The 25,955-nt window shown below is 69.8% G+C and carries 24 protein-coding genes; 14 read left to right on the forward strand and 10 right to left on the reverse strand.

The features are described from left to right. Nucleotides 1-29: 29 nt before the first annotated feature. On the reverse strand, nucleotides 30-2,423 hold the full coding sequence (locus U8D42_RS09130) for a CoA transferase (RefSeq protein ID WP_420845703.1): 2,394 nt from the start codon (nucleotides 2,421-2,423) through the stop codon (nucleotides 30-32). A 168-nt stretch (nucleotides 2,424-2,591) separates the two neighbouring features. Here U8D42_RS09130 and U8D42_RS09135 point away from each other — a divergent pair, with 168 nt between their 5' ends. The 3 genes from U8D42_RS09135 to U8D42_RS09145 all read left to right on the forward strand — a co-directional run bounded on the left by U8D42_RS09135 (nucleotide 2,592) and on the right by U8D42_RS09145 (nucleotide 5,824). Then, on the forward strand, nucleotides 2,592-3,509 hold the full coding sequence (locus tag U8D42_RS09135) for an undecaprenyl-diphosphate phosphatase (protein ID WP_322861417.1): 918 nt from the start codon (nucleotides 2,592-2,594) through the stop codon (nucleotides 3,507-3,509). A 186-nt stretch (nucleotides 3,510-3,695) separates the two neighbouring features. Further along, a complete protein-coding gene (locus U8D42_RS09140) occupies nucleotides 3,696-5,288 on the forward strand; it encodes an alkaline phosphatase family protein (RefSeq protein ID WP_322861418.1) in 1,593 nt (530 codons plus the stop codon). A gap of 38 nt (nucleotides 5,289-5,326) precedes the next feature. Continuing rightward, entirely contained in the window at nucleotides 5,327-5,824 is a 498-nt protein-coding gene (locus U8D42_RS09145; RefSeq protein ID WP_322861419.1) for a DUF427 domain-containing protein, read from the forward strand. A 26-nt stretch (nucleotides 5,825-5,850) separates the two neighbouring features. Here the strand turns inward: U8D42_RS09145 and U8D42_RS09150 are convergent, their stop codons facing one another. Next, complete coding sequence (locus U8D42_RS09150; RefSeq protein ID WP_322861420.1) at nucleotides 5,851-6,360, reverse strand: GNAT family N-acetyltransferase; 510 nt, start codon at nucleotides 6,358-6,360, stop codon at nucleotides 5,851-5,853. Between the two features lie 111 nt (nucleotides 6,361-6,471). Here U8D42_RS09150 and U8D42_RS09155 point away from each other — a divergent pair, with 111 nt between their 5' ends. The 3 genes from U8D42_RS09155 (at nucleotide 6,472) to U8D42_RS09165 (ending at nucleotide 10,656) form a co-directional block, all read left to right on the forward strand. Then, complete coding sequence (locus U8D42_RS09155) at nucleotides 6,472-7,320, forward strand: SDR family oxidoreductase (protein WP_322861421.1); 849 nt, start codon at nucleotides 6,472-6,474, stop codon at nucleotides 7,318-7,320. 103 nt (nucleotides 7,321-7,423) lie between these two features. Next, nucleotides 7,424-9,793: a phosphoketolase family protein gene (locus U8D42_RS09160; RefSeq protein ID WP_322861422.1), complete on the forward strand. Its 2,370-nt coding sequence runs from the start codon at nucleotides 7,424-7,426 to the stop codon at nucleotides 9,791-9,793. A 101-nt stretch (nucleotides 9,794-9,894) separates the two neighbouring features. Beyond that, nucleotides 9,895-10,656, forward strand: a complete 762-nt coding sequence (locus tag U8D42_RS09165) for a CPBP family intramembrane glutamic endopeptidase (protein WP_085243689.1) — start codon at nucleotides 9,895-9,897, stop codon at nucleotides 10,654-10,656. A gap of 5 nt (nucleotides 10,657-10,661) precedes the next feature. On the opposite strand, the gene U8D42_RS09170 is transcribed toward U8D42_RS09165, so the two are convergent. From U8D42_RS09170 to modA, 6 genes are all read right to left on the reverse strand, one after another. Continuing rightward, on the reverse strand, nucleotides 10,662-11,690 hold the full coding sequence (locus U8D42_RS09170; protein ID WP_322861423.1) for a zinc-binding alcohol dehydrogenase family protein: 1,029 nt from the start codon (nucleotides 11,688-11,690) through the stop codon (nucleotides 10,662-10,664). Nucleotides 11,691-11,738: 48 nt separating this feature from the next. Beyond that, nucleotides 11,739-12,038: a GlsB/YeaQ/YmgE family stress response membrane protein gene (locus U8D42_RS09175; RefSeq protein ID WP_067760758.1), complete on the reverse strand. Its 300-nt coding sequence runs from the start codon at nucleotides 12,036-12,038 to the stop codon at nucleotides 11,739-11,741. 131 nt (nucleotides 12,039-12,169) lie between these two features. After that, complete coding sequence (locus U8D42_RS09180) at nucleotides 12,170-13,201, reverse strand: alanine and proline-rich secreted protein Apa (RefSeq protein WP_322861424.1); 1,032 nt, start codon at nucleotides 13,199-13,201, stop codon at nucleotides 12,170-12,172. A 121-nt stretch (nucleotides 13,202-13,322) separates the two neighbouring features. Next, on the reverse strand, nucleotides 13,323-14,429 hold the full coding sequence (locus tag U8D42_RS09185) for a sulfate/molybdate ABC transporter ATP-binding protein (RefSeq protein WP_322861425.1): 1,107 nt from the start codon (nucleotides 14,427-14,429) through the stop codon (nucleotides 13,323-13,325). Continuing rightward, entirely contained in the window at nucleotides 14,426-15,232 is an 807-nt protein-coding gene (locus U8D42_RS09190) for an ABC transporter permease (RefSeq protein WP_322861426.1), read from the reverse strand. The genes U8D42_RS09185 and U8D42_RS09190 overlap by 4 nt, the downstream gene beginning before the upstream one ends. 3 nt (nucleotides 15,233-15,235) lie before the next feature. After that, the gene (gene modA / locus U8D42_RS09195; protein ID WP_322861427.1) at nucleotides 15,236-16,009 is read right to left on the reverse strand and encodes a molybdate ABC transporter substrate-binding protein; all 774 of its coding nucleotides are present in this window, start codon (nucleotides 16,007-16,009) and stop codon (nucleotides 15,236-15,238) included. 250 nt (nucleotides 16,010-16,259) lie between these two features. Between modA and U8D42_RS09200 the strand changes: the two genes are divergently transcribed. The 4 genes from U8D42_RS09200 (at nucleotide 16,260) to U8D42_RS09215 (ending at nucleotide 19,995) form a co-directional block, all read left to right on the forward strand. Then, on the forward strand, nucleotides 16,260-16,937 hold the full coding sequence (locus U8D42_RS09200) for an SDR family oxidoreductase (protein ID WP_322861428.1): 678 nt from the start codon (nucleotides 16,260-16,262) through the stop codon (nucleotides 16,935-16,937). 59 nt (nucleotides 16,938-16,996) lie between these two features. Beyond that, on the forward strand, nucleotides 16,997-17,914 hold the full coding sequence (locus U8D42_RS09205) for an LLM class F420-dependent oxidoreductase (RefSeq protein WP_322861429.1): 918 nt from the start codon (nucleotides 16,997-16,999) through the stop codon (nucleotides 17,912-17,914). Nucleotides 17,915-18,025: 111 nt separating this feature from the next. After that, nucleotides 18,026-18,406, forward strand: coding sequence for a DUF4189 domain-containing protein (locus U8D42_RS09210; protein WP_085239543.1), 381 nt, complete (start codon nucleotides 18,026-18,028; stop codon nucleotides 18,404-18,406). 200 nt (nucleotides 18,407-18,606) lie between these two features. Next, complete coding sequence (locus tag U8D42_RS09215; protein WP_085239544.1) at nucleotides 18,607-19,995, forward strand: NAD(P)/FAD-dependent oxidoreductase; 1,389 nt, start codon at nucleotides 18,607-18,609, stop codon at nucleotides 19,993-19,995. A gap of 44 nt (nucleotides 19,996-20,039) precedes the next feature. Here U8D42_RS09215 and U8D42_RS09220 read toward each other — a convergent pair whose 3' ends face one another. After that, nucleotides 20,040-20,453: a PaaI family thioesterase gene (locus U8D42_RS09220; protein WP_322861430.1), complete on the reverse strand. Its 414-nt coding sequence runs from the start codon at nucleotides 20,451-20,453 to the stop codon at nucleotides 20,040-20,042. A 257-nt stretch (nucleotides 20,454-20,710) separates the two neighbouring features. Between U8D42_RS09220 and U8D42_RS09225 the strand changes: the two genes are divergently transcribed. The 4 genes from U8D42_RS09225 (at nucleotide 20,711) to U8D42_RS09240 (ending at nucleotide 25,122) form a co-directional block, all read left to right on the forward strand. Further along, nucleotides 20,711-21,130, forward strand: a complete 420-nt coding sequence (locus tag U8D42_RS09225; protein ID WP_322861431.1) for a BlaI/MecI/CopY family transcriptional regulator — start codon at nucleotides 20,711-20,713, stop codon at nucleotides 21,128-21,130. Between the two features lie 14 nt (nucleotides 21,131-21,144). Next, nucleotides 21,145-22,095 (forward strand): M56 family metallopeptidase, encoded by a 951-nt coding sequence (locus U8D42_RS09230; RefSeq protein ID WP_085239547.1) that lies wholly within the window; start codon nucleotides 21,145-21,147, stop codon nucleotides 22,093-22,095. Between the two features lie 101 nt (nucleotides 22,096-22,196). Further along, entirely contained in the window at nucleotides 22,197-23,666 is a 1,470-nt protein-coding gene (gndA, locus tag U8D42_RS09235; protein WP_322861432.1) for an NADP-dependent phosphogluconate dehydrogenase, read from the forward strand. A gap of 79 nt (nucleotides 23,667-23,745) precedes the next feature. Next, complete coding sequence (locus U8D42_RS09240) at nucleotides 23,746-25,122, forward strand: GuaB1 family IMP dehydrogenase-related protein (RefSeq protein WP_348636966.1); 1,377 nt, start codon at nucleotides 23,746-23,748, stop codon at nucleotides 25,120-25,122. 13 nt (nucleotides 25,123-25,135) lie between these two features. Here the strand turns inward: U8D42_RS09240 and U8D42_RS09245 are convergent, their stop codons facing one another. Continuing rightward, the gene (locus tag U8D42_RS09245; RefSeq protein ID WP_322861434.1) at nucleotides 25,136-25,762 is read right to left on the reverse strand and encodes a GNAT family N-acetyltransferase; all 627 of its coding nucleotides are present in this window, start codon (nucleotides 25,760-25,762) and stop codon (nucleotides 25,136-25,138) included. Between the last annotated feature and the right edge of the window lie 193 nt (nucleotides 25,763-25,955).

Below are 25,955 nucleotides of genomic sequence, written 5' to 3' on the forward strand. Positions count from 1 at the left end.
GGCGACGATGCGGACCGGATCCCCGGCTGTCAGGGCGGCCCGAACAGCACGCCCTCGGTGACGAGCCGGTCGATCTGCTGAGGGCTCATGCCGAGCAGCCTCCGGCACAGGTCGACGGTGTCCTGACCCGGCAGCGGCGCGGGCCGCTGGGGCGCCCGCGGGATGTGCTGGAACGGCGCCGGACCCGTCTCCGCGGGCAGCGGGCGTTCGATGAGCGGGTGCAGCATCTCGGCATACACCTGTCGCCCGACGAGCTGCGGGTCCTCCAAGATGTCCGGCGGCCGGTTCATCGGTCCGGCCGCGACTCCGGAGGACTGCAGTAGCTGGGCCACCCGCGCCGGGGTGCGGCTGCGCGTCCAGGTCGACACCGATTCCACCAGCTCGCGCCGGTTCGCCAGCCGGGCCTCAGCGGTGGCGAACCGCGGGTCGTCGGCCCATTCCGGGTGCTGGAAAACTCCTGCGGCGCAGCCCCATTCCTCGTCGGAACCGATCGAGATGACACACCATTCGTCTTCGCCCGCGCACGGGTAGACGGCATGCAGGCTGGTGTCTTCGGAGATCCTGGGCACGCCCGCGTCCAGCGCGGCCTGCGCGACGTACACGGCGTCGAGCTGGTTGATCACCGCCTCGGCCTGCGAGATGTGCACGTGCGACCCGCCGCCAGTCCGGTGGCGGTGGATCAGCGCGGCCAGCGCCGCGATGGCCGTGATCCGTCCGACCACGTGGTCGGGAAAGATCGTGGTGGCGTCGTAAAAGGCATGGCGCGCACCGTCATCACGGTTCTCCGGATCGTCGGCCGTCCACAGCCGGGTGACGCCGGTGGCGGCGCGTACCAGTGGCCCGTAACCCATGCGGGTGCTCCACGGGCCCTGGTCGCCGTAGGCGCTGCTCTCGGCCAGCACGACCCGCGGGTTGACGGCACGCAGTTCGTCGTAGGAAAAGCCAAGAGCGGTAAGCGTTCCCGGCTTGAAGTTGGCGAAGACGGCGTCGGACTCCGCGACCAACCGGGTGAACACCTCCTTGCCCGCGGGGCTGCGCAGATCCAGGCCCATCGCCAGGTGGTTGCGGTGGGTCCAGGCGAACGACTCGCTCATCGCCTCCCCGGCGCGGGCCTGCCGCAGCCCGTCCGGGTACTCGGCGCTCTCTATCTTGATGACCTCGGCGCCCAGATCACCGAACAGCCGGCTGAGCTCGCCGCCGGCGACGATGATGCCCAGGTCCAGGATGCGCACCCCCGCAAACGGATAATCGCCGACGCGGCCGGAGGGCGACGGCACCACGGCGGGGTTGCCGCGCCAACCCGGTCCGTCCTGGCCGAGGGCGGGCGCCGGGCTGCGAAAGCCCGCGTGGCGCCCATCGACGACGAAGTACCCGGTGGGGACGCTGGCCCGCACGCCCGGGACGAGCTCGGCGTCGGTGATCGCCCCCACCGCCCGAAAGTGTTCGGAACCCATCGCCCACGACGGCGTCAGCACCGCGGCGATCGGCACCCCGTGCGCCTGTCCCGCGCTCACCAGATCCTTCATGGTCTGCCCTGCGAACAGCGCCTGGACCAACTCGCTGATCTGTGGCCACGCGGCGAAGCGCGCGCCGATCACGTCGTATTTCGGGTCCTGGAAATCTTCCGGCTCGCCCAGCCAGCGCCGCAGTCCCCGCCACTGGCGCGGTGCCATCACGCAGAGCCGGACGTAGCCGTCCCGGCACGCGTAGATCGGGTAGGCGTCCTGGTTCTTCGGGCGCCCCCGCCACTGGCCGGCGCGGCGAATTCCGGCGGCGGCCTGCCCGTGCGCCCCGAACGCCGGGTCAAGCGACATGACGACCGCGTCGAACCGCGAGAAGTCGATGAATTCACCGGTGCCGCAATGCAATCGGCTGTAGTAAGCGACGAGTGTCGCCCAGGCGGCCTGGACGGCGGCGGTGGCCGACGCGATACCGTCCGGCGGCAACACCGGGGTGCCCGTGGTGGGGCCCGATCGCGCCAGCGAGCCGCACATCGCGTACAGCACCGGATCGGTGGCCCGCCACAACGACCGTGGGCCCGTCGCCCCGAAGTCGGTGATGGACAACACCACCAGGTGCGGGTGCTGGGCGGCCAGCTCCTCGACCGACGTCCCGAACGTGGGTGCCTCGCCGTAGAAACCGTCGTCGACGACGATGTCGGCCTGCGCGGCCAGGTCGAGGAACACGGCACAGTCGTCCTCGTCGAACGGGTCCAGCACCACACTGCGCTTGTTGGCGTTGTGCACAGCAAACGGAATGCTGGCACCGGACAGCGTCGGCGGCGTGTCGCGCGCCGGGCTTCCGCTCGGGGGTTCCACCTTGAGCACGTCGGCGCCCAAGTCGGCGAACAGCCGCGTCACCGCGTCGCCGTTACCGCTCGACAAGTCGAGGACGCGCACGGCGTCGAGCAACCCGTCAGCCATCAGCACACGGTACCCGCCGGCGCGGGGCCCGGCCGGGCCCACCGCCGCCCGACCCACCGAAAAGGCGACCGGGCAAGCTGATTGAGCGGGCGAATGCGCCGTCGGCTATCGTCACAGGCCGATCGGCGAGGCCGTATCCGCCACAACGATCCGACGGAGGCATCCCACATGAGCGCGCACCTGACCTACATGGAGGCCGTGGTGGTCGGCGCTTTCCAGGGCGTCACCGAGCTGTTCCCGGTCTCGAGCCTCGGGCACGCGGTGTTGGTGCCCGCGGTGGTCGGCGGCCGGTGGGCGCAGGACCTGAGCGTCTCCGCGCCCGAGTCGCCCTACCTGGCGTTCATCGTCGGGCTGCACGTGGCCACCGCCGCCGCGCTGCTGGTCTTCTTCTGGCGGGATTGGCTGCGCATCGTGGCCGGATTCGTGTCCTCGCTGCGGTATCGCCGCATCCAGACCCCCGATGAGCGGCTCGCCTGGCTGATCGTCGGGGCCACCATCCCGGTCGGGCTGGCCGGGCTGGTCCTGGAACGGACATTCCGCACCACGCTGGGCAAGCCGGTTCCCGCGGCAATCTTCCTGGTGCTCAACGGCATCGCCCTGTACGCGGGAGAGGTGCTGCGCCGGCGCGTCGCCCCCGCACCCGACCGGGAACAGCCGCCGGAGGAACAGCGCGGGCACACCGGCGAGGCCGTTGACAACCGCCTGGCCCAACTCCCCCTGCGCCGCGGCATCCTGATCGGCGCCGCGCAGATCCTGGCCCTGCTGCCCGGCATCAGCCGCTCGGGCATCACCATGGTGGCGGGCCTGTGGCGCGGCCTGTCCCACGAGGACGCCGCCCGGTTCTCCTTCCTGCTGGCCACGCCCATCATCCTGGCCGCAGGCGTGTACAAGATCCCGGAACTGTTCGGGCCCCGCGCCACCGGAATCCACGGCCAGGTGCTGGCCGGCAGCATCGCGTCCTTCGTCTGCGCCTACCTCGCCGTGCGGTTCCTGACGCAGTACTTTCAGACCCGCACGCTCACCCCGTTCGCCGTCTACTGCGCCGTGGCCGGCGGTGCCGGCCTGGTGTGGCTCGCCGTCGGCTGACGGGCGACCCCGTACACGACTTCTCCCGACATCGCCTCATCGACTCGGTCACCGAATGGCAACCGCTGGGTATCGGTTCGCGCAACAGCGTATGAGTTGAGCGTGACGTAGCTCACCATCGACGGAGCAAATGCGCGGTGTCTCGACCACAGAGGTGAAGCCTGGATGTTCTGTCGCCTTTGTCGCGTGGCCGGCGCCACCGTCGGGGCCGCCCTGCTGGTGCTGTCGACCTTCACGGCGCCCAAGGCGGCCGCCGCCGCCACGATGAGCCCGAATCTGTTGGTCAACCCGGGCGCCGAGCTCGGCGACCCGTCGTTGTCCGGTTACAGCGGGGTGACGATACCGGGATGGATCCCGACCGGCACGCCGACCGTGATCAAATACAACACTCTGGTCCGGCTGCCCTCGCCGCTCGGGTCGCCGGGGCCGACCATGCCAAAGTTCCTGGCATTCCCGGCCGCCCAGCACGGGCCTCCCGACGGCGGCACGCAGTATTTCGGCGGTGGCAACGTGGCGACGTCCACACTCACCCAAGTCGTCGACCTCAGCGGTGCGGCGGCGGCCATCGACACCGGCACCATGCCCTTCACGCTGAGCGGCTGGCTCGGCGGCAACAAGCTGGAACTGTCGGAGGCGTCGGCCACCGTCGACTTCCTGGCTGCCAGCCAATTACCCTTGGGCACAGGCAAAATCGGGCCGGTCTCGATACTCCAGCGCGGGTTCCAGACCGAGCTGGTCGAACGCGACACCACCGGGACGGTGCCGGTGGGCACCCGCAGTGCACGCATCACCGTCACCTTCAAGGACACCCATTGGGCGGGCGGGGCCTACAACCACTCCTACGCCGACAACCTCTCCTTCACCATCGGCGCCCCCTTGCCCGCGCCGGCGCCGCCAGCCCCGCCCGCGTCGAGTGTGAGGGCGCTCGATCACGTGTTCCTGGTCTACATGGAGAACCACGGCGTGAAAGACGTTGTGGGCAGCCCCAATGCGCCGTACATCAACAGCCTCATCAGCTCGTACGGGTACGGGTCCAACTACTTCGCCCTGACCCACCCGAGCCTGCCGAATTACTACCCGATCCTCGGGGGATCCGACTTCGGCGCCAACTACAACTGCGAAATGAACTGCTTCGACGCGCCGAACCTGGCCGACTCGCTCGAGGGGGCGGGCAAGACGTGGGCCAGCTACGAGCAGTCCATGCCCGGCCCGTGCGCGACGGCCTCGAGCGGTCCGTACAGCCCCGGCGAGCTGCCCTTTTTGGCCTTCCACGACATCGTCTCCAATGCGGCCCGCTGCCAGGCGCACGTGCTGCCGTTGACGCGGATGGCCACCGATCTCGCTTCGACCTCCACCACCCCGAACTTCGTGTGGTTCGCCGCGGACGAGGACAACAACATGGAAGGGCCGATCAACCTCCGCTTCGTCGGCAGTGAGCTCACGTCTCATCAATACAACATCAAGGCCGGCGACCAGTTTCTGCAGCAGGTGTTGCCCACCATCGTGAATTCACCGGCTTTTCAGACCCAACGCAGCGCCATCTTCATCACCTGGGACGAAGACTTCAACAACCTGTCCCTGACCCTCGGTAACGAGGGCAACCACATTCCCATGATCGTCATCCCGTCACCGAATTCCGGTATGCGTCAAGGGCATTTGGTGTCGACCTCGCACAACAACCACTACAGCCTGCTGCGCACCATCGAGGACTCCCTGCAACTTCCCCGGCTGACCAACAACGACAAGTACGCTCAGCCGATGAACGAGTACTGGCCGTAGGCCGTACCCGGGACACCGACGAGTCGAGCTGAGGACGGATGAGTCGAACCGGCCCCGCGGGCACCGAACCCCGGAAGGAGTCGGTGTGGGATTACCCGCGCCCGCCGCGCGTCGAGCCGTTCACCGGTCGGATCACCGTCGAGCTGGGCGGTGAAGTCATCGCGTCTACCCCGCGCGCCTGGCGGGTGCTCGAGACCAGTCATCCGCCGACCTATTACCTGCCACGCGAGGCGTTCGCCGACGGGGCGCTGCGCGCGGCGCCCGGAAGCTCCTGGTGCGAATGGAAAGGCCGGGCAACGTATTACGACCTCATCGGCGGCGGCGTCGTCGCCCCGAAATCCGCCTGGAGCTACCCGGACCCGACGCCGGGATTCGAACAGATCGCCGGGGCGATCGCGGTCATGGCGGGCAACGTCGACCGCTGCACGGTCAACGGAGAGGTCGTCGTGCCCCAACCCGGCGGCTTCGATGGCGGCTGGATCACCAGCTGGGTGACCGGCCCGTTCAAAGGCGGGCCCGGTTCGGCGGGTTGGTGACCGGGTTGGCGGTCGCGCCGCCGTCGTCACACCGGCTGTCGCCGATAGCGCACCAACCGCAGCGTTTGGTCGCCGAAAGCCGCTGAGCGCCTACCCCCGTCGGGCCACCAACCGTCGCGCTCGTAGAAGTGCCGCGCGGGGGTGTTCGCGTCCAGCACCCACAGCACCGCGCCCGTCACACCGATCGACCGCAACCGCCCGCGGGCGGCCGACATGAGCAGACGCCCCACGCCCGTCGCCACATGGTCCGGGTCGACGTAGAGCGCCATCAGCTCACCGAAGTTCGGCAAGTCGCCGTCGCGGCACAGCCCCGCGGTGGCGAAACCGCGAATCGCCGGCCCGTCGACCGCCACCAGGGTGGACGGCATCCGCAGGCCGACGCGGCCGAAGGTGTAACGGTCGACCAACGCCTCCGGGCTCAGACTGTCCAGGTAGTCCTCGGCGATGAGCCCCCGGTAGGCCACCCGCCAGGACCGGGCGTGCAGGCCGGCCACCTCGTGGGCGTCCGCCGGTACCGCCGCCCGCACCTCGGTCATCGTTGCAGTATCGGGGCTCGGCGGGCGGGTTGTTGCGCAAGCCCGCCGTCGGGTGCTGTGCTTAGCGCGGTGCGCAGTTGACACCCGTCAAGAATTCGGAGGGTTTGGGCAATGGCAGACACGACATCGATCGGCCTGAAGGTGCGCGGCAAGGTCGTCGTGATCACCGGCGGCGCCCGCGGCATCGGGCTGGCCACCGCGACCGCGCTGCACAATCTGGGCGCCAAGGTCGCGATCGGCGACGTCGACGAGGTGCGGGTGAAGGAATCCGGCACCGCGCTCGGCCTGGACGTCTACGGCAAACTCGACGTCACCGACCCACACTCGTTCGCGGAGTTCCTCGACGAGGTCGAGCGCCAACTCGGCCCGATCGACGTGCTGGTCAACAACGCCGGGATCATGCCGCTCGGCCGCGTCATCGACGAGCCCGACGCCGTGACCCGGCGCGTCCTCGACATCAACGTCTACGGCGTGATCCTGGGCAGCAAGCTGGCGGTGCAGCGCATGGCTCCCCGCCGCGCCGGCCACGTCATCAACGTCGCCTCGCTGGCCGGTGAGACGTACATCGCCGGCGCGGCCACCTACTGCGCCAGCAAGCACGCCGTCATCGGGTTCACCGACGCCGCGCGGATCGAGAACCGCTTGTCGGGCGTGAAGTTCTCGATCGTCATGCCCACCTTCGTCAACACCGAACTGATCGCCGGCACCTCCGGGGCCAAAGGCATCAAGAACGCCGAGCCGTCCGACATCGCCGAGGCGATCGTCAGGCTGGTCGCGCATCCCCGGCCGCGGGTCCGGGTCACCAAGACGGCCGGCGCGATCATCGCGTCGCAGAAATTCATGCCGCGCGCGCTGTCCGAGGGGCTGAACCGCGCCCTCGGCGGCGAGCACGTCTTCACCGACCACGTCGACGCCCGGCAGCGCCAAGCCTACGAGTCGCGGGCCCGCGGCGAAGAGTAGTCGGCGATCGCGAGCGCGGCGGAGCCGGGCGAAGCGGGTCGCCGCCATCAGGAAGGAGCGCCGCGTCGGGCGCCGTTCACCGCGGGCGCGGACAATCGGCGGGGTGAGCCTCCAAACCCCGACCACCGCTGCCCTGACCGACGACCAACTCGACCTGATCAACGCGTACTGGCGCGCGGCCAACTACGTGTCGGTCGGGCAGATCTACCTGCTGGACAATCCGCTGCTGACCGAGCCGCTGTCGCCCGGGCACGTCAAACCGCGGCTGCTGGGACACTGGGGCACCACCCCGGCGCTGAACCTGATCTACGCGCACCTGAATCGGATCATCCGCAACCGGGACGCCAGCGTCATCTACGTCACCGGGCCCGGCCACGGCGGCCCCGCGCTGGTCGCCAACGCCTATCTGGAGGGCACCTACAGCGAGGTGTACACCGGCATCGAGGAGGATGCTGACGGCCTGCGAAAGTTGTTCCGCCAGTTCTCCTTTCCCGGCGGCATCCCCAGCCATGTGGCCGCCCAGACGCCCGGCTCCATCCACGAGGGCGGTGAGCTCGGCTACGCGCTGGTGCACGCCTACGGCGCGGCCTTCGACAACCCGGACCTGGTCGTGGCCTGCGTGATCGGCGACGGCGAGGCCGAGACCGGCCCGCTGGCCGCCAGCTGGCACTCCAACAAGTTCCTCAACCCGGTCACCGACGGCGCGGTGCTGCCCATCCTGCAGCTCAACGGCTACAAGATCGCCAACCCCACCGTCCTGGCGCGGATCCCCCACCCCGAACTGGAATCACTGCTGCGCGGCTACGGCTACCGGCCCATCACGGTCGCCGGCGACGACCCCGCCGACGTGCATCGCCAGCTGGCCGCCGCCCTCGACGACGCCTTCGACGACATCGCGGACATCCAAGACGCCGCCCGCAGCGGCGACAGTGTCGAGCGGCCCGTGTGGCCGATGATCGTGCTGCGTACGCCGAAGGGCTGGACCGGCCCGAAGGTGGTTGACGGCAAGAAGGTCGAGGGCACCTGGCGAGCGCATCAGGTTCCGCTCGCCGAGACCCACGACAACCCCCAGCACCGGGCGCAGCTCGAGGAGTGGCTGCGCAGCTACCGCCCCGAGGAGCTTTTCGACGGCGACGGCAGGCTGCGCGCCGAGCTGCGGGCGCTGGCACCCGGCGGCGATCGCCGGATGAGCGCCAACCCGCACGCCAATGGCGGCCTGCTGCTGCACGACCTCGACCTGCCCGACTTCCGCGACTACGCGGTTCGGGTATCGCGGCCGGCGGCGGAGACCCACGAGGCCACCCGGGTGCTGGGCACCTTCCTGCGGGACGTCATCGCCCGCAACCGCGACCGCTTCCGGTTGATGGGGCCCGACGAGACCGCCTCCAACCGGCTGGACGCCGTGTACGGGTCGACGGCCAAGGTCTGGCTCTCCGAGCTCGGGCCCGACGACGAGAACCTCGCCGCCGACGGGCGGGTGATGGAGGTGCTCTCCGAGCACCTGTGCCAGGGCTGGCTGGAGGGCTACCTGCTGACCGGCCGGCACGGCCTGTTCAACTGCTACGAGGCGTTCGTGCACATCGTCGACTCGATGCTCAACCAGCACGCCAAGTGGCTGGCCACCAGCCGCGAGCTGCCGTGGCGGCGCCCGATCGCTTCGCTGAACTACCTGCTGTCCTCGCACGTGTGGCGCCAGGACCACAACGGCGCCTCGCACCAGGACCCCGGATTCATCGACCTGGTCGCCAACAAGCGGGCCGAGCTGACCCGGGTGTACCTGCCGCCGGACGGCAACACGCTGCTGTCGGTGGCCGACCACTGCCTGCGCAGCCGCGACTACATCAACGTCATCGTCGCGGGCAAGCAGCCGGCGCTGGCCTACCTGGACATGGATCAGGCGATCGCGCACTGCGCGCGCGGGCTGGGCATCTGGCCGTGGGCGAGCTCGGCCACCGGAGAACCCGACGTCGTGCTGGCCTGTGCCGGCGACATCCCGACGCTGGAGACCCTGGCCGCCGCCGACATCCTGCGCCGGGAACTGCCGGAGCTGGCGGTCCGGGTGGTCAACGTCGTCGACCTGATGCGGCTGCAGCCGGACTCCGAGCACCCGCACGGCTTGCCCGACCGGGAGTTCGACGCGCTGTTCACCCGCGACAAGCCGGTGGTCTTCGCCTACCACGGCTACCCCTGGTTGATCCACCGGCTCACCTATCGCCGCACCAACCACCCGCACATCCACGTGCGCGGGTTCAAGGAGCGCGGCACCACGACGACGCCGTTCGACATGGTGATGCTGAACGACCTCGACCGGTTCCACCTGGTCATGGACGTCATCGACCGGGTCGACGGGTTGGCCAGCCGGGCCGCCGAGCTCCGCCAGCGGATGGTCGACGCCCGGCTCGCCGCGCGGATCTACACCCGCGAGCACGGCGAGGACGACCCGCAGATCGCGGGCTGGACCTGGGAGGCTTGACGGCGAGATTGCCGCCACGGTCGCGCCCGGGTCGCCGCGCACGACCCCGACGGCGATCTCGACGCACCGCCGGCGCCGCGGGCCGCCGGTAGACTGGTCGGATGCTCGACGCCACCGGGACAGCCGACACCCATCCGGTGCTTTCGCAGCTCTGGGCGCTGCACAGGTTCCGGGTCCATCTCGACATCGTCGTCGTCGTAGCGGTGCTGGTGTTGACGAACCTGATCGCGCACTTCACCACGCCGTGGGCCAGCGTTGCGACGGTTCCCGCCGCGGCCGTGGGCCTGGTCTTCCTGATGCGCGCCAACGGCCTGGAGTGGGCCGACCTGGGGCTGGGGCGCGACCACTGGAAATCGGGCCTGATCTATGCGCTGGCCGCGGTCGTCGTCGTCGCCTCGGTGATCGCCGTTGGGGTGCTGCTCCCGATGACCCGGCCGATGTTCTTGAACCACCGGTACGCCACGGTCTCCGGCGCGCTGATCGCCTCGATGGTCATCATCCCGCTGCAAACCGTGATCCCGGAGGAGCTGGCCTTTCGCGGCGTGCTGCACGGTGCGCTGCACCGGGCCTGGGGTTTCCGCGGGGTCGCCCTGGCGGGTTCGCTGCTGTTCGGCCTCTGGCATGTCGCGACGTCGCTCGGGCTCACCAGCAGCAACGTCGGGTTCACCCGGCTGTTCGGCGGCGGCTTCGTCGGGATGCTGGCCGGGGTGACCGGGGCCGTGCTGGCCACGGGAGCCGCCGGCTTCGTCTTCAGCTGGCTACGCCGCCGCAGCGGCAGCCTGATCGCGCCGATCGCGCTGCACTGGTCGCTGAACGGGCTCGGGGCGCTGGCCGCCGCCCTGGTCTGGCACCTGACGGCCTGAGGCCCTCACACCAGCAGCACAGCCGCGCCGGCGATGCGGCCCGCGCTCAGGTCGGCCAGCGCGCGGTCCGCTTGGTCCAGCTGGTATTCCGGCGTGGTCACCTCGATGTGGTGCTCGCCCGCGAACGCGAGGAATGCTCGCGCGTCGGCCCGGGTGTTGGACGTGACCGAGCGGACCTGGCGTTCCTGGAACAGATGACGCTGGTAGTTGAGCGGCGGAATGTCGGAGAGGTGAATGCCGGCGATCGCCAGGGTGCCGCCGCGGTCCAGCCCTTCGAGGGCGGGCAGCACCAGTTCACCGACCGGCGCGAACAGGATCGCCGCATCCAGCGGCACCGGTGGCGGATCGGCCGCGCCCTGCGCCGAGGCGGCGCCCAGCTGCATCGCCAGCTCACGCGCCTCGGCCCCGCGGGTCATCACGTGCACCTCGGCGCCCTGCGCCAACGCGACCTGGGCGGTGATGTGGGCGCTTCCGCCGAAGCCGTAAAGCCCCAGCCGCCCGCCGGGTGGCAGCTCCGCGCGCAGCAGGGAGCGGTACCCGATGATGCCGGCGCACAGCAACGGCGCCAGCTCGGCGTCGCTGTATCCGGCCGGCAGGGGGTGCGCGAAAGCGGCGGGGACGGTGGCGAATTCGGCGTAACCGCCGTCGGCGTCCCAGCCGGTGTAGCGGGACTGCGGGCACAGGTTCTCGTCGCCGCGGCGGCAGTACTTGCACACACCGCAGGTGTGGCGTAGCCAGGCGATGCCCACCCGGTCACCCACCCGGAACGCGTCGCCGGCCTCGGCTCCGACCTCGACGACCTCCCCCACCACCTCGTGGCCGGGTGTGACACGGTCGCGATGCACGGGAAGGTCGCCCTCGGCGACGTGCAGGTCGGTGCGGCACACCCCGCAGGCGCGCACGGCGACCAGCAACTCCGGCGGCCCGGGACGGGGCACGTCCGTGGTGACTAGTTCGAGCGGGTCGGTGTCCATCGGTCCGGGCCGGCGCACCCGCCACGCCCGCATGGTCGTGGTGGTCAGCGGTGGAGCCATTCGTCCATCATCCCGCCAACCACCACGGCCGCAACGCGGTTACCGCGATCAGGTCCGCCGCACCATGCCGACGATCCAGAGCAGGATCAGCGACCCCAGCAGCGCGGTGAAAAAGGTGAAGATCAGGCCGCCACCCGCGGTGTTGACGAAGAAGCTCAGGATGAAGCCGCCGATCAGTGCGCCGATGATGCCGATCACGATGTCCATCAGGATGCCGGCGCCGCTGCCCCGGATGATCTTGCTGGCGAGCGCACCCGCCAGACCGCCGATGATGATGTAACCGATGATGCCGACGCTCGTGAACGTGGTTGAGCGGGCCAGATATTCGGTAGCTGCCATGACGTCCATGCGGGTCTCCTTATCGCTGGCAAAGCCCAGCTAGTTGCTGGGCCGTCACTTCGGTATACCCGCTTTGCGTAACGGAAAAGGGCGCGATTCGGCGACGGTTGACCCGCCAACTGAGGCCCCGTCTGGGGCTGTCAGGCCGATTGCGTCCGCTGAGGTGCCGGCGTGGGGGTCGGGCTGATCTCTCCCGCCGGAGCCGGGGCCGGCGCGGGCGCCGGAGCGGGCGCGGGTGCCGGAGCGCCGGGAGCCGGAGCCTCTGGCGCGGGTTGGGCACCCGGCGCCGGCGCGGTTCCAGGCGCCGGCGCGGCCGGGGCCGCCCAGGGCTGGATCGACTCGGCCAGCGCCTTGGCCGCACCCTTGTCCACCGGGTCGTTGGCCGTCCCGAGCCACACCACGAACCAGCGCTGCGGTGGCCCGGCGTTAGAGGTGCTCGTCGAGGGCATCCCGACCACGCCGGTCCAGATCTGCCCGTTGGGCTTGGACGCGTCGCTGAACTTGACCTCGTAGTAGGAGGCGCTGCCGGTGATGCCGTTGGCACCGGTGAGCGGCGTCGCTTCCTGGTTGATCCGGGTGCCCGGATACGGCAGGAAGAACTCACCCATGTCCGAACCGAGGCGGACCGCGGCCTTGGCGTTGTTGGCTTCGGCGCTGGCGTAGAGCTTCTGGTCCAGCCGGCCCATCACGATGCGCGTGTCGTTGGCGACGGGCGGCGGCTGGTCGGGCATCGGCGGCGGCCCGGTCGTCTTGCTCAGCAGCGCCGATCCGTAGTCGAGGTGGGATGCGTCCGACTCCACCCAGCCCGGGGGCAGGACGTAGCTGAAGCCGCCCACGGCGTTGGCGACCCGGCCGGCGTTCGGGTCGACGGGAGGCGGCGGTGGGGCGTTCGGATCGGCCGGCGGCGGGGGCGGTGCGTTGGGATCGGTCGCCGCCGGCGGGGCGCCGGGCGACGGGGCGGCCGGCGGCGCCGTGGTCGCCGGGGCGGCGGGACCGGCCGCCGGGGGCGGGGCCGTCGTCGTGGTCGGCGGGACCGGGGTCGGGACCTCCGGGTCGGCGTACGAGGTCGCCGGCAATGCGATCGTGACGGCGCTGGCACTGGTCACCGTGGCGATCGCCAGCGTCGCCCACAGGCCTTTGCGACGTGTCGAGTTGGGCTCCACCTGATCCATGGCGACGAACCTACCGTGTTACCGCTGTGACGCAAGGAGCCTTGCGGACAATTGCCGCGCCGTTTCGCCGATGTTGCCGACGCGCAACCCGCGGGGCGGCCGGGCGCTCCCGCCCGCCCACTCAGTGCGCCGCCGGATGCAGCGCCACCTCGTGCGCTTTCACCGCGAACCACACCTTCTCGCCGGGTGCCAGCCGCAGTTCGGAGGCGGCGTCGACGGTGATCTCCGCGGCCAGCCCGGGAGCGCCGTCGGGTTGCTGCTCCCCGCGCACCAGCACCGCCGACCCGCGCATGTCCAGCTCCGCGATCGTCACCTCGACCGTGTTGCGCGGGCTGCCGAGCGGCCGCTCCCGATAAACCGCCACCGCCGTGGGCGGGAAGACCGCGATCGCATTGCGGCCCGGCGCCAGGTCGTCAGGCCGCTGGCTCGCGGCGGCCGCATGCCAGCGGGCACCGTTGCGCGCGCGCAGGGAGGCGTCCGGGGCGACGGTCCCGTTGACAAGGTTGATGCCCGCGATGCGCGCCCCGAAATGACTGCGCGGCGCAGTCAGCACATCGGAGACGGGCCCGATCTCGGCGACCGCGCCGCCCTCGAGCACCAGCACCCGGTCCGCCAGTGTGAACACGTCGAGCAGGTCGTGCGTGACCAGAACGACCGCGCAGCCGGTGCGGCGGACGACGCGGCGCAACACCGCGCGGATCGCCGCGGCCGCGGAGACGTCGAGACCGGCCAGCGGCTCGTCGAGCAGCAGCACGTCCGGCTCGGCGGCCAGTGCCCGCGCGATCGCCACCCGCTGGGCTTGACCGCCGGACAGCCGGCGCGCCTTGCGGTCGGCCAGCCACTCGGCGTCCACCTCGCGCAGCCAGCGCAGCGCCGTGGCCTTCGCCTCGGCCCGGGCGGGGCGAAGACGCCCGCGGCGGCTGTGCGGCCCGAAGGCCACGTTGGCGGCAACGCTCATGTGCGGGAACAACAACGGCTCCTGCAACAGCAGACCGACGCGGCGGTCGTGGGTGGCCACGTCGACCCCGGCTGCGGTGTCGGTGAGCACCCGGTCCCCCACCCGCACGAAGCCCTGATCCGGGCGGATCAGCCCGGCGATCACATGCAGCGTCGTGGACTTGCCCGCACCGTTGGGGCCGAGGACCGCCAACACCTCGCCCGCCGGCACCGCGAACTCCACGTCCAGTGGGCGGTCCGCCACGACGGCGCGCAACTGCACCCCGCTCATGGCTGCGGCTGCCCCGCTTCGGCCCCGGCGAGCCGGTGCGCGCCCAGCCCCAACACCACCAGCGCCGCGACGGCCACCAACAGCATCGACAACGCCACCGCCGCGTCGGCGTCGGTCACCCGCTGCAGATAGATCTCCAGCGGCAGCGTGCGAGTGACCCCTTGGCGGGAGCCGGCGAAGGTCAGCGTCGCACCGAACTCGCCCAGCGAGCGGGCGAACGCCAGCACCGTTCCCGACATCAGGCCGGGTCGCAGCAGCGGCAGGGTGACCCGCCACCAGACGGTGCTGGGCCGCGCCCCCAGGGTCGCTGCCACCACCTCGAAGTCGGCGCCCGCGGTGCGCGCGGCTCCCTCCAGCGAAATGACCAGGAACGGCAGCGACACGAAGGTCTGCGCCAACACCACCGCGGCCGTGCTGAACGCGATGCTGATGCCGGCCGCTTCGAGATAGCGGCCGAGGAGCCCGAACCGGCCGAACGCGTAGAGCAGCGCTATCCCGCCGACCACCGGCGGCAGCACCAGCGGCAGCAGGATCAACGGCCGCAGCAGCCGCACCGGGCGCGCGGTGCTGCGGGCCAGCACCAGTGCCATCGGCACACCCAGCAGCACACACAGCGCTGTGCTGGCGGCGGCGGTCCGAAGGCTGAGCAGCAGGGCCGTCAGCGACGACGAGCTGGTGATCAGGGACCAGAAGTTCGGCCAGTCGACCTTGACCGCGATGGCCAGCAGTGGCAGCACGACGAAGACGGTCCCCACGGCGGCGGGGACGTACACCCACCGGGGCAGATCCGTCGGCCGGTGCACGGTTCAGGGTTTGGCGAAGCCCGACAGGGCGAGGATGTTCTGACCGGCCTCAGCGGTCACCAAGGCCACGAACCGCCGCGCCAACGTTGGTTGCGGCGCGTGTTTCAACACCGCGATCGGATAGCGGTTCACCGCGCCGGCGGCCTCCGGGAAACTCACGGTCGCCACCTTGTCCCCCGCGCCGCGGGCGTCGGTGACGTACACCAGCCCGGCGTCCGCCTGCCCGGTGGTGACCTTGTTGAGGACGTCCGTCACGCTCGGCTCCTCGCTCACCGGGTGCAGGCGCACCCCGGTGCTGTCTTCGACCCGTTGGGTTGCCGATCCGCACGGCACGGGCTGCTGGCAGACCACCACGCCCAGCCCGGGCCTGGCAAGGTCGGAGAAGGATCCGACCTTCTTGGGGTTGCCGGGCGCGGTGACGATCACCAGCGTGTTGGAGGCGAAGTCCACCGGGTCGCCGGCGAGCAGGCCGGCCCTGGCGACCGCGTCCATCTGCGCGGTGTCCGCCGATGCGAAGACGTCGGCGGTCGCGCCCTGCGTCAACTGGGTGGCCAGTTCCGAGGAACCCGCGAACTCGAATTCGACGTTGCTGCCGGCGTTTTGGCCTTTGAACTGCGAGCCGATCTGGGTGAACGCGGACTTCAGCGAGGCCGCGGCGAACACCACGAGGGTTCCCGGGCCCGCAGCGGGCTGGGCGGGCCGTGTGGAAGCGCATCCGGCCAGGCCCACCGCCAGTGCCATCGAAACCGCACCGGCCAGCATCCCGATCCGCCGCATGCGTGCACACTAACCCGCCGACGATGCGGTCCGTTGCGGGGCTTAATCGGCGCAAAAAAGTGACGGCCGAATAGTTACGCAAATGATCCGCGCGTCGCGGCGTCAAGAATTTCGCCGACTAGCTACTGTCCAGTAACATCTAGGCAGATTGATGCCATAACGTGCTGAGATCCCAGGCAGTTTCCGCAGCGGGCCCCGTGGCTGGGCCGCGGAGCCCGGGTCTGGGTTCAACGTTGAACACGAGGAGGTCATGGCAGTGGAGGTGTTGGTCACCGGCGGAGATACCGAACTGGGGCGCACAGTGGCCGAAGGCTTCCGCGATGACGGTCACAAGGTGACCCTCGTGGGCGCGCGGCGCAGCGAGCTGGAGATCGCCGCCAAGGAATTGGACGTGGACGCCATCGTGTGCGACACCACCGACCCGGCGAGCCTGACCGAGGCCCGCACCTTGTTCCCCCACCATCTCGACACCATCGTCAACGTTCCCGCGCCCTCCCGGGAAGCCGGTGACCCCCGCACCTACTCCATCGCCGACACGGCGGATGCCTGGCGGCATGCCCTGGACGCGACCGTGCTGTCGGCGGTGCTGACGGTGCAGACCGTGGGCGATCATCTGCGCTCGGGCGGCTCCATCATCAGCGTGGTGCCCGAGAACGCGCCTGCCGGAAGCGTGGGCGCGGCGATCAAAGCGACGCTGTCGAATTGGGTCGCGGGGCAGGCCGGCGTCTTCGGCACCCGGGGCATCACGGTCAACGTCGTCGCCGGCGGGCGCAGCGTCCAGTCCGGCTACGACGGCCTGTCCCGCACTGCCCTGTCGCTCGCCGAGGAGGTCGCTCGCCTGGCGTTGTTCCTGACCACCCCGGCGGCCCGCCACATCACCGGTCAGACGCTGCACGTCAGCCACGGCGCACTCGCTCAATTCGGCTGAGGGCGTAATCCGGCGTCGGGCCGTATCGTGTCGCGCGGAGCCGCACTACGGTAGAGCGCGTGGCGATTCGACTCGGTCTGCAGATCCCCAACTTCTCCTACGGCACCGGGGTGGAGGAGCTCTTCCCCACCGTCATGGCGCAAGCCCGCGAGGCCGAGGCGGCCGGCTTCGACTCGGTCTTCGTGATGGATCACTTCTACCAACTGCCGATGCTGGGAGATCCGGACCAGCCGATGCTGGAGGCCTACACCGCGTTGGGCGCGCTGGCCACCGCCACCGAACGAGTCCAGTTGGGCACCTTGGTAACCGGAAACACCTACCGCAACCCGGCGCTGCTGGCGAAGACCATCACCACCCTCGATGTGGTGAGCCAGGGCCGCGCGATCCTGGGCATCGGCACGGGCTGGTTCGAACTCGAACACGACCAGCTGGGTTTCGAATTCGGCACCTTCACCGACCGGTTCAACCGGCTCGAGGAGGCGCTACAGATCATCCTGCCGATGATCAAGGGCGAGCGGCCATCCTTCTCGGGCAAGTGGTATCACGTGCGCGAGGCGATGGCGAATCCCCGCTTCCGCGAACACATTCCGCTGATGATCGGCGGCAGCGGCGAGAAGAAGACCATCCCCCTGGCGGCACGCCACTTCGACCACCTCAACGTGATCGCCGGATTCGACGAGCTGCCGGGCAAGTTGGAGGTTGTGCGGCGGCGCTGCGAGGAGGTCGACCGGGACCCGGCGACGCTGGAGACCAGCACGCTGACCACGGTGCTCGTCGACGAGAGCGCGAAACCCGATCAGATCCCCGCCGAGATGACGCAGCGCATGGTGGTCGGCAGCCCCGACTCGGTCGCCGACCAGATCAAAACCAAGGTGGTGGACGCCGGCATCGACGGCGTGATCATCAACGTGCCGTTCTACACCCCCGGCGTGATCCGCGCCATCGGCGAAGCGCTGCGCCCGGTCGTCGGGCTGTAGCTCCCGCCCGCGTGGGGTCGCGGATTGGTCGCGCCGCGGTAATACTTCCCTGTAGCAGCGTCTACCTGCGCCCCACGGCGCAGCGCGGAAGAACAGGGCGGGGAGCAGGCCATGAAGAAACGAGCCCTGGCGGCGATCGCGGCCGGTGTGGCGTTCGCTGCCCCCCCGATCGCGCAGGCCGACAACAACTGGATCGCCATGGCGATCTCGGACTCCACCGGCCGCATCAACATCGCCGACGGAGCGGCCAGCCAGGGCGCGGCCGAGAAGGCGGTCATGGACACGTGCCGCAAGAGCATCAGCGACTGCCGCCTGCTGGCCAGCGGTGATGGCGGTTGCCTGGCGCTCGCGGTGAACGCGGCCAAGTCCAGATACTTCGGGGGTTGGGGGCCGACCCGCGAAGAGGCGGAGGCCGCGGCGCTGGCGCGCGCACCGGGCGGAACGATCCAGCCCGGCCACGACCACTGCGCGGGCGAAGGCTCCAGCCAATAACGAGGCGCCGCGCCGGGTGGACTGACGACCCTGATAGTTACGCCACAGTGCCGGCCGCCCACCAGGCATTTCGGACGAGAACACCGTTAGTGTTGCAAACAACACACGCTTATCAATTAGGTTTCCGGGTACCCGCCTGACTAGCGTTGTGGCTAACTGCAGTCGCGTGTCCAAAAGCCCCCGTCAGGAGCAGCGGAAACATGAGCCCCCCACCAGAAACCACAGCTGGAACCGAACGTCGCCACCAGGTCGTCATCATCGGTTCGGGATTCGGTGGACTCAACGCGGCAAAGAAACTCAAGCACGCCGACGTCGACATCAAGCTGATCGCGCGTACCACCCACCACCTGTTCCAGCCGTTGCTGTACCAGGTGGCGACGGGCATCGTGTCCGAGGGTGACATCGCCCCGCCCACCCGCGTCATCCTGCGCAGGCAGCGCAACGTCCAAGTGCTGCTCGGTGACGTCACGCACATCGATCTGGCCAGGAAGTCCGTCGTATCCGACTTGCTCGGCCACACGTACGAAACCCCTTACGACAGCTTGATTATCGCCGCCGGCGCGGGACAGTCGTACTTCGGCAACGACCACTTCGCCGAGTTCGCGCCCGGGATGAAATCGATCGACGACGCGCTCGAGGTGCGCGGACGGATCCTGAGCGCCTTCGAACAAGCCGAGCGGTCACGTGATCCGGAACGCCGGGCCAAGCTGCTGACCTTCACCGTGATCGGCGCCGGCCCCACCGGCGTCGAAATGGCCGGGCAGATCGCGGAATTGGCGTCCCACACGCTGAAGGGCTCGTTCCGTGGCATCGACTCCACCAAGGCGCGAGTGATCCTGCTCGACGCCGCGCCCGCCGTGCTGCCGCCGTTCGGCGACAAGCTGGGCATGCGGGCGCGCGCCCGCCTGGAGAAGATGGGCGTGGAGATCCAGCTGGGCGCGATGGTCACCGACGTCGACCGCAACGGCATCACGGTGAAGGACGCCGACGGCACGGTCCGGCGCATCGAATCCGCCTGCAAGGTATGGTCCGCCGGCGTGCAGGCCAGCGGGCTGGGCCGCGACCTCGCCGAGCAGTCCTCGGTGGAGCTCGACCGGGCGGGGCGGGTCAAGGTGCTACCGGACCTGTCGATCCCGGGACACCCGAACGTGTTCGTCGTCGGCGACATGGCCGCCGTCGAGGGCGTTCCGGGCGTGGCCCAGGGCGCGATCCAGGGCGCCAAGTACGTCGCCAACACGATCAAAGCCGAACTGGGCGGGGCGAATCCGGCCGAGCGGGAGCCGTTCCAGTACTTCGACAAGGGGTCCATGGCCACGGTTTCGCGGTTCTCCGCGGTGGCCAAGGTCGGGCCCCTGGAGTTCAGCGGCTTCATCGCCTGGCTGATGTGGCTGGTGCTGCACCTGGTCTACCTGGTGGGGTTCAAGACCAAGGTCAGCACGCTGCTGTCGTGGACGGTGACGTTCCTGAGCACCCGGCGCGGCCAGCTGACCATCACCGAACAGCAGGCCTTCGCCCGCACCCGCCTCGAGCAACTCGCAGTGCTGGCCGCGGAAACCAAACGCCCGGCGACCGCCAAGCGCGCCAGCTAGCCGCCCGGCCGCTCGGCCCGCCACCTGCTCAGCGCCCGGTTCGCCTACGCCTCGAGGTTCTGCAGGCGCACCTGGCCCCGCGCGACCACCCGGTCGTCGGCGTCGGTGATGGTGACCAGCCACAACTGTTGGCGCCGGCCGCGGTGGATCGGTTCGGCGGTGCCGTACACCATGCCCGAGCCGATGGAACGCAGAAAGTCGGTGTTGTTGTTGACCCCCACGACATTCCCGCCGCCGCGGGTCGCGAGCCAGGTGTAGGCGGCCACGCTGGCCATGCTTTCGATGATCGAGCAGTAGACGCCGCCGTGTACCAGGCCCATCGGCTGCAACAACTTGGGGGTGACCTCGAGCTCGGCGCGGGCGCCGTCGGGGCCGAGCTCGGTGAATCGCAGCCCGATCTCCTGGTCGAAGGGCGCGGTGAAGTCCGCGGGGATGGTCGTTTCCGGAGGCTGTGGCACGTTCTGTGTCTACACCATCGGTCCAGGAAACGGCTGAGCCCCGTGCCGTTGGGCACGGGGCTCGCCGATCGAGTAGACCGGGGGTCACTGCAGCCCTCAGGACTCTGCCGCGGTCGCTGTTCGCTCGACTCGGTTAGCATAGGCAAGGCTGCCCTAATTTTGCAAGCACCAATCGGTGGCGGGTTGGGTAGCTTCGGTACGACCGGCGGTAGTAACCGGGGAGTACGATGTTGTCGACGCTCAGGAGAGAACGCACTATGGCGAAACTGACCCGGCTTGGGGATCTGGAACGCGCCGTGATGGACCACTTGTGGTCCACGCCGGAACCTCAAACGGTCCGCCAGGTCCACGACGCGCTGTCGGCGCGGCGCGACCTCGCGTACACGACGATCATGACCGTCCTGCAACGGCTGGCCAAGAAGAACCTGGTCTCCCAGATCCGGGACGACCGCGCCCACCGATACGCCCCCGTGCACGGCCGCGACGAGTTGGTCGCCGGGCTCATGGTCGATGCGCTGTCCCAGGCCGAGGATTCCGGCGGCAGACAAGCCGCGCTGGTTCATTTCGTCGAGCGGGTGGGCGCCGACGAGGCGGAAGCGCTTCGGCGCGCGCTCGCCGAACTGGAAGTCAATCAACGCAACAACGCGTCAGCCGCTGGCGCGTCGTCGGAGGATTGAGGGAGACTGACAGCGTGTCCGCGCTGGCCTTCACCATCCTCGCGGTGCTGCTGGTCGGCCCTGTGCCGGCACTGTTGGCACGCGCGAGCTGGCCGCTGCGCGCTCCCCGCGCCGCCATGGTGCTGTGGCAGGCCGTCGCGCTGGCCGCGGTCCTCTCGGCCTTCAGCGCCGGCATCGCGATCGCCACGCGGCTGCTCATGCCCGGTCCCGACGGGCGGCCCACCGCGAGCATCCTCGGCGACGCGGGCCGGCTGGGGTGGCCGCTGTGGGCGGCATACATCGGCGTCTTCGCGCTGACCGTGCTGGTCGGGGCCCGGTTGATGGTCGCCGTGGTCCGGGTGGCCATCGCCAATCGGCGACGGCGGGCCCATCACCGCATGGTGGTCGATCTCGTCGACGTCCGCCACGACGCGGCGCTCCCCCAGCCCTGTGCCCGCAGGCGCGACCTGCGCGTGTTGGACGTTCCGCAGCCGCTCGCCTACTGCCTGCCCGGGGTGCGCAGCCGGGTGGTGGTCAGCGAGGGGGCGTTGAATGCGCTCGCCGAGGCGGAGGTCGCGGCGATCCTCACCCACGAGCGCGCTCATCTGCGAGCCCGGCACGACCTCGTTCTGGAAGCGTTCACCGCGGTGCACGCCGCGTTCCCGCGGCTGGTGCGCAGCGCGAACGCGCTCGGCGCGGTACGGCTGCTCGTCGAACTGCTCGCCGACGACGCCGCCGTGCGCGCGGAGGGCCGCGCCCCGCTGGCCCGGGCGCTGGTCGCCTGCGCGGCGGGACGGGCGCCGTCGGGTGCGCTGGCCGCGGGCGGTCCCAGCACTGTCGTCCGCGTGCGCCGGTTGTCCGGGTGCGGCAACAGCCTGGCGCTCTCGGCGGCGGCATACCTGGCCGCGTTTGCCGTGTTCGTGGTGCCCACCGTCGCGTTGGCCGTACCGTGGCTCACGGAGCTGCGGCGGCTGTTCAACCTCTGACGCCAGGGCGGAGCCATCACCCCGGGAGGGCGTCTGTCCGCTGTGCCACAGTGTCACGGAAAGCTTTTCGGCAACGTTCTGAAGACTTGAGAGGCGAAGACATGGGTTCGTCGGACACCCCGACTGGTTCCAAGACCGCTACCGCACAGATCGGTGTCACCGGCCTGGCGGTGATGGGGTCGAACATCGCGCGCAATTTCGCCCGGCACGGCTACACCGTGGCGCTGCACAACCGGTCGGTCGCCAAGACCGACGCGTTGCTCAAAGAGCACGGTGACGAGGGCACGTTCGTGCGGTCGGAGACCATCGCGGAATTCCTGGCCGCCCTGGAGAAGCCGCGCCGCGTGCTGATCATGGTCAAGGCCGGCGCCCCCACCGACGCCGTCATCAACGAGCTCGCCGACGCCATGGAAGAAGGCGACATCATCATCGACGGCGGCAACGCCCTCTACACGGACACCATCCGCCGCGAGAAGGCGATGCGCGAGCGCGGCCTGCACTTCGTCGGCGCGGGCATCTCCGGCGGCGAGGAGGGCGCGCTCAACGGCCCGTCGATCATGCCCGGCGGCCCCGCCGAGTCGTACAAGTCGCTGGGCCCGCTGCTCGAGGAGATCTCCGCCCACGTCGACGGCGTCCCGTGCTGCACCCACATCGGCCCCGACGGCGCCGGTCACTTCGTCAAGATGGTGCACAACGGCATCGAGTACTCCGACATGCAGCTGATCGGCGAGGCCTACCAGCTGCTCCGCGACGGGCTCGGCAAGACCGCCGGGCAGATCGCCGACGTCTTCGACGAGTGGAACAAAGGCGACCTGGACAGCTTCCTGGTCGAGATCACCGCGCAGGTGCTGCGCCAGACCGACGCCAAGACCGGCAAGCCGCTGGTCGACATCATCCTCGACGAGGCCGAGCAGAAGGGCACGGGCCGCTGGACGGTCAAGTCGGCCCTGGACCTCGGCGTCCCGGTCACCGGGATCGCCGAGGCCGTGTTCGCCCGCGCGTTGTCGGGCTCGGTGACCCAGCGCAAGGCCACCACCGGGCTGGCCTCGGGCGAACTGGGCCACAAGCCGGGTGACGCGCAGCAGTTCACCGAGGACATCAGGCAGGCCCTGTACGCGTCCAAGATCATCGCCTACGCGCAGGGCTTCAACCAGATCCAGGCCGGCAGCGCCGAATACGACTGGCGCATCACGCCGGGCGACCTGGCCACCATCTGGCGCGGCGGGTGCATCATCCGGGCCAAGTTCCTCAACCGAATCAAGGAGGCCTTCGACGAAGACCCTGAGCTGCCCACGCTCATCGTCGCGCCGTACTTCCGCAGCGCGATCGAGGCCGCGATCGACGGCTGGCGACGCGTCGTGGTGACGGCCACGCAACTGGGCATCCCGATCCCGGGCTTCTCGTCGGCGCTGTCCTACTACGACGCCCTGCGCACCGAGCGCCTGCCCGCCGCACTGACCCAGGGCCTGCGGGACTTCTTCGGCGCGCACACCTACGGCCGCATCGACGACGAGCCGGACAAGCGTTTCCACACGCTGTGGAGCGGCGACCGCAGCGAAGTCCCCGCCTAGTCCTGGAAGACTGGACGGCGTGAGGTTTCTCGACGGGCATCGGCCCGGGTACGACCTGACCTACAACGACGTCTTCGTCATGCCGAACCGGTCGGAGGTCGCGTCACGCTTCGATGTCGACTTGTCCACCACCGACGGCTCGGGAACCACCATCCCGGTGGTCGTCGCCAACATGACCGCGGTGGCCGGGCGGCGGATGGCGGAAACGGTGGCACGGCGGGGCGGGCTGGTCGTCCTGCCGCAGGACATCCCGATCACCGCGGTGCAGCAGACGGTCGAGTTCGTCAAGAGCCGCGACCTGGTACTCGACACCCCGGTGGTGCTGGGCCCCGACGATTCGGTGTCCGACGCCACCGCGCTGATCCACAAGCGCGCACACGGGGTCGCCGTCGTCGTCTTCGAGGGCCGACCGATGGGCTTGGTGAGCGAATCGAGCTGTCTCGGCGTGGACCGCTTCGCCAGGGTGCGTGACGTCGCCAGCACCGATTTCGTGACGGCCCCGGTCGGCACCGAGCCGCGCAAGGTCTTCGATCTGCTCGAGCACGCCCCCATCGGCGTCGCGGTGGTGACGAACGCGGACGGCACGCTGGCGGGGGTGCTGACCCGCACCGGCGCCGTGCGGACCGGGCTCTACACCCCGGCCGTCGACGCCCGCGGCCGGCTGCGGGTGGGCGCGGCCGTCGGCATCAACGGCGATGTGGGGGCCAGGGCGCGGTCCCTGGCCGAGGCGGGTGTGGACGTTCTCGTCATCGATACCGCACACGGGCACCAGGTCAAGACGCTCGACGCGATCCGCACGGTCGCTGCGCTGGAACTCGGGCTGCCGCTGGTGGCCGGCAACGTCGTCTCCGCCGAAGGCACCCGCGATCTGCTCGGCGCCGGGGCGAACATCGTCAAGGTCGGCGTCGGCCCGGGGGCGATGTGCACCACCCGGATGATGACCGCCGTGGGCCGCCCGCAGTTCTCGGCGGTGGTCGAATGTGCCTTGGCGGCAAGGGAATTGGGTGGACATGTGTGGGCCGACGGCGGGGTCCGGCATCCGCGCGACGTGGCGCTGGCGCTGGTCGCCGGGGCGTCCAACGTGATGATCGGGTCGTGGTTCGCCGGGACCTACGAGTCTCCCGGGGACCTGATGCGCGACCGCGACGACCAGCCCTACAAGGAGAGCTACGGCATGGCTTCCAAGCGCGCGGTGGTCGCCCGCAGCGCCGCCGATACCGCGTTCGAGCGCGCCCGCAAAGCGCTGTTCGAGGAAGGCATTTCGACGTCGCGCATGGGCCTCGACCCTGACCGCGGCGGCGTCGAGGATCTGCTCGACCACATCACCTCGGGTGTGCGTAGCACCTGCACCTACGTCGGCGCCGCCAACCTCACCGACCTGTACGAGCGGGCCGTCGTCGGCGTGCAGTCGGCCGCGGGGTTCGCCGAAGGCCATCCGCTGCCGCTGGGGTGGTGATCCGCCCCGGCGGTCATGCGCCGGCGGCCGCGCGTTCCAGGGCGTACAGCGACATGCGCCGGTTTGTGGTGTCGTGCTCGCCGAGAAACGCGCATCCGACGTCCTCGCACACCCGGCGCGCCGCGGTGTTGCGGTGATCGGGGTCGAACATGATCCGACGGCATCGCGGCTCCACGGAGAAGACGCTGTGGACGATCCGCGGCAAGAGCATCAGGCCCAATCCCCGGTTCACCAGTTCCGGGTCGGCGATGGCGGCGTGCACCCCCACGTCGTAGGGTTCGGCGTCGTAGTACTCCGAAATCAGATCCTTTGCACCCCAATATATTTCGAGGTATGCACAATCCCCGCCGCGGATGCTCCCCAGCAGCGGCAGCGAGTACGTTCCGTCGAGCTGCGCGCCCAGATGCCGTTCCCACCGGGGCGTCGGCCAGTCGTATTCCCAGGCCGCCGCAAGGTGCGGACGGTTCATCCATTCCGCCACCGTGCCCGCGTCCGTGCGCTGCGCGACGCGCAGCGCGAAGGGCGGATCCAGCGCGGGAAGCGGCGGCCGCGCCAGGCGCGCGATCTCCTCGGTGAGGTCCAGGCGCTCGCGGGGAAGGGCCTGGGCTGATCGGGTTTCGGATCGGGCTTTCGACGCCATAGTCTGCCCAGCCTATGGGATAAGGTTAGGCAACCCATAGTCGGGTCTACCGGGTGGCCGGCAACGGCAAACCCGAAAACGGTGGTTGACCGAGTGCGCCGGCGACCCGGCTACGATGAATCAGCAACGACCGGGGCGACCTCGTCCGCACCGGCTCCAGGCAGCGAAGGGATCGACGTGCCGCAGGCACCCA

The organism is Mycobacterium europaeum, assembly GCF_034555895.2.
GTDB lineage: Bacteria > Actinomycetota > Actinomycetes > Mycobacteriales > Mycobacteriaceae > Mycobacterium > Mycobacterium europaeum.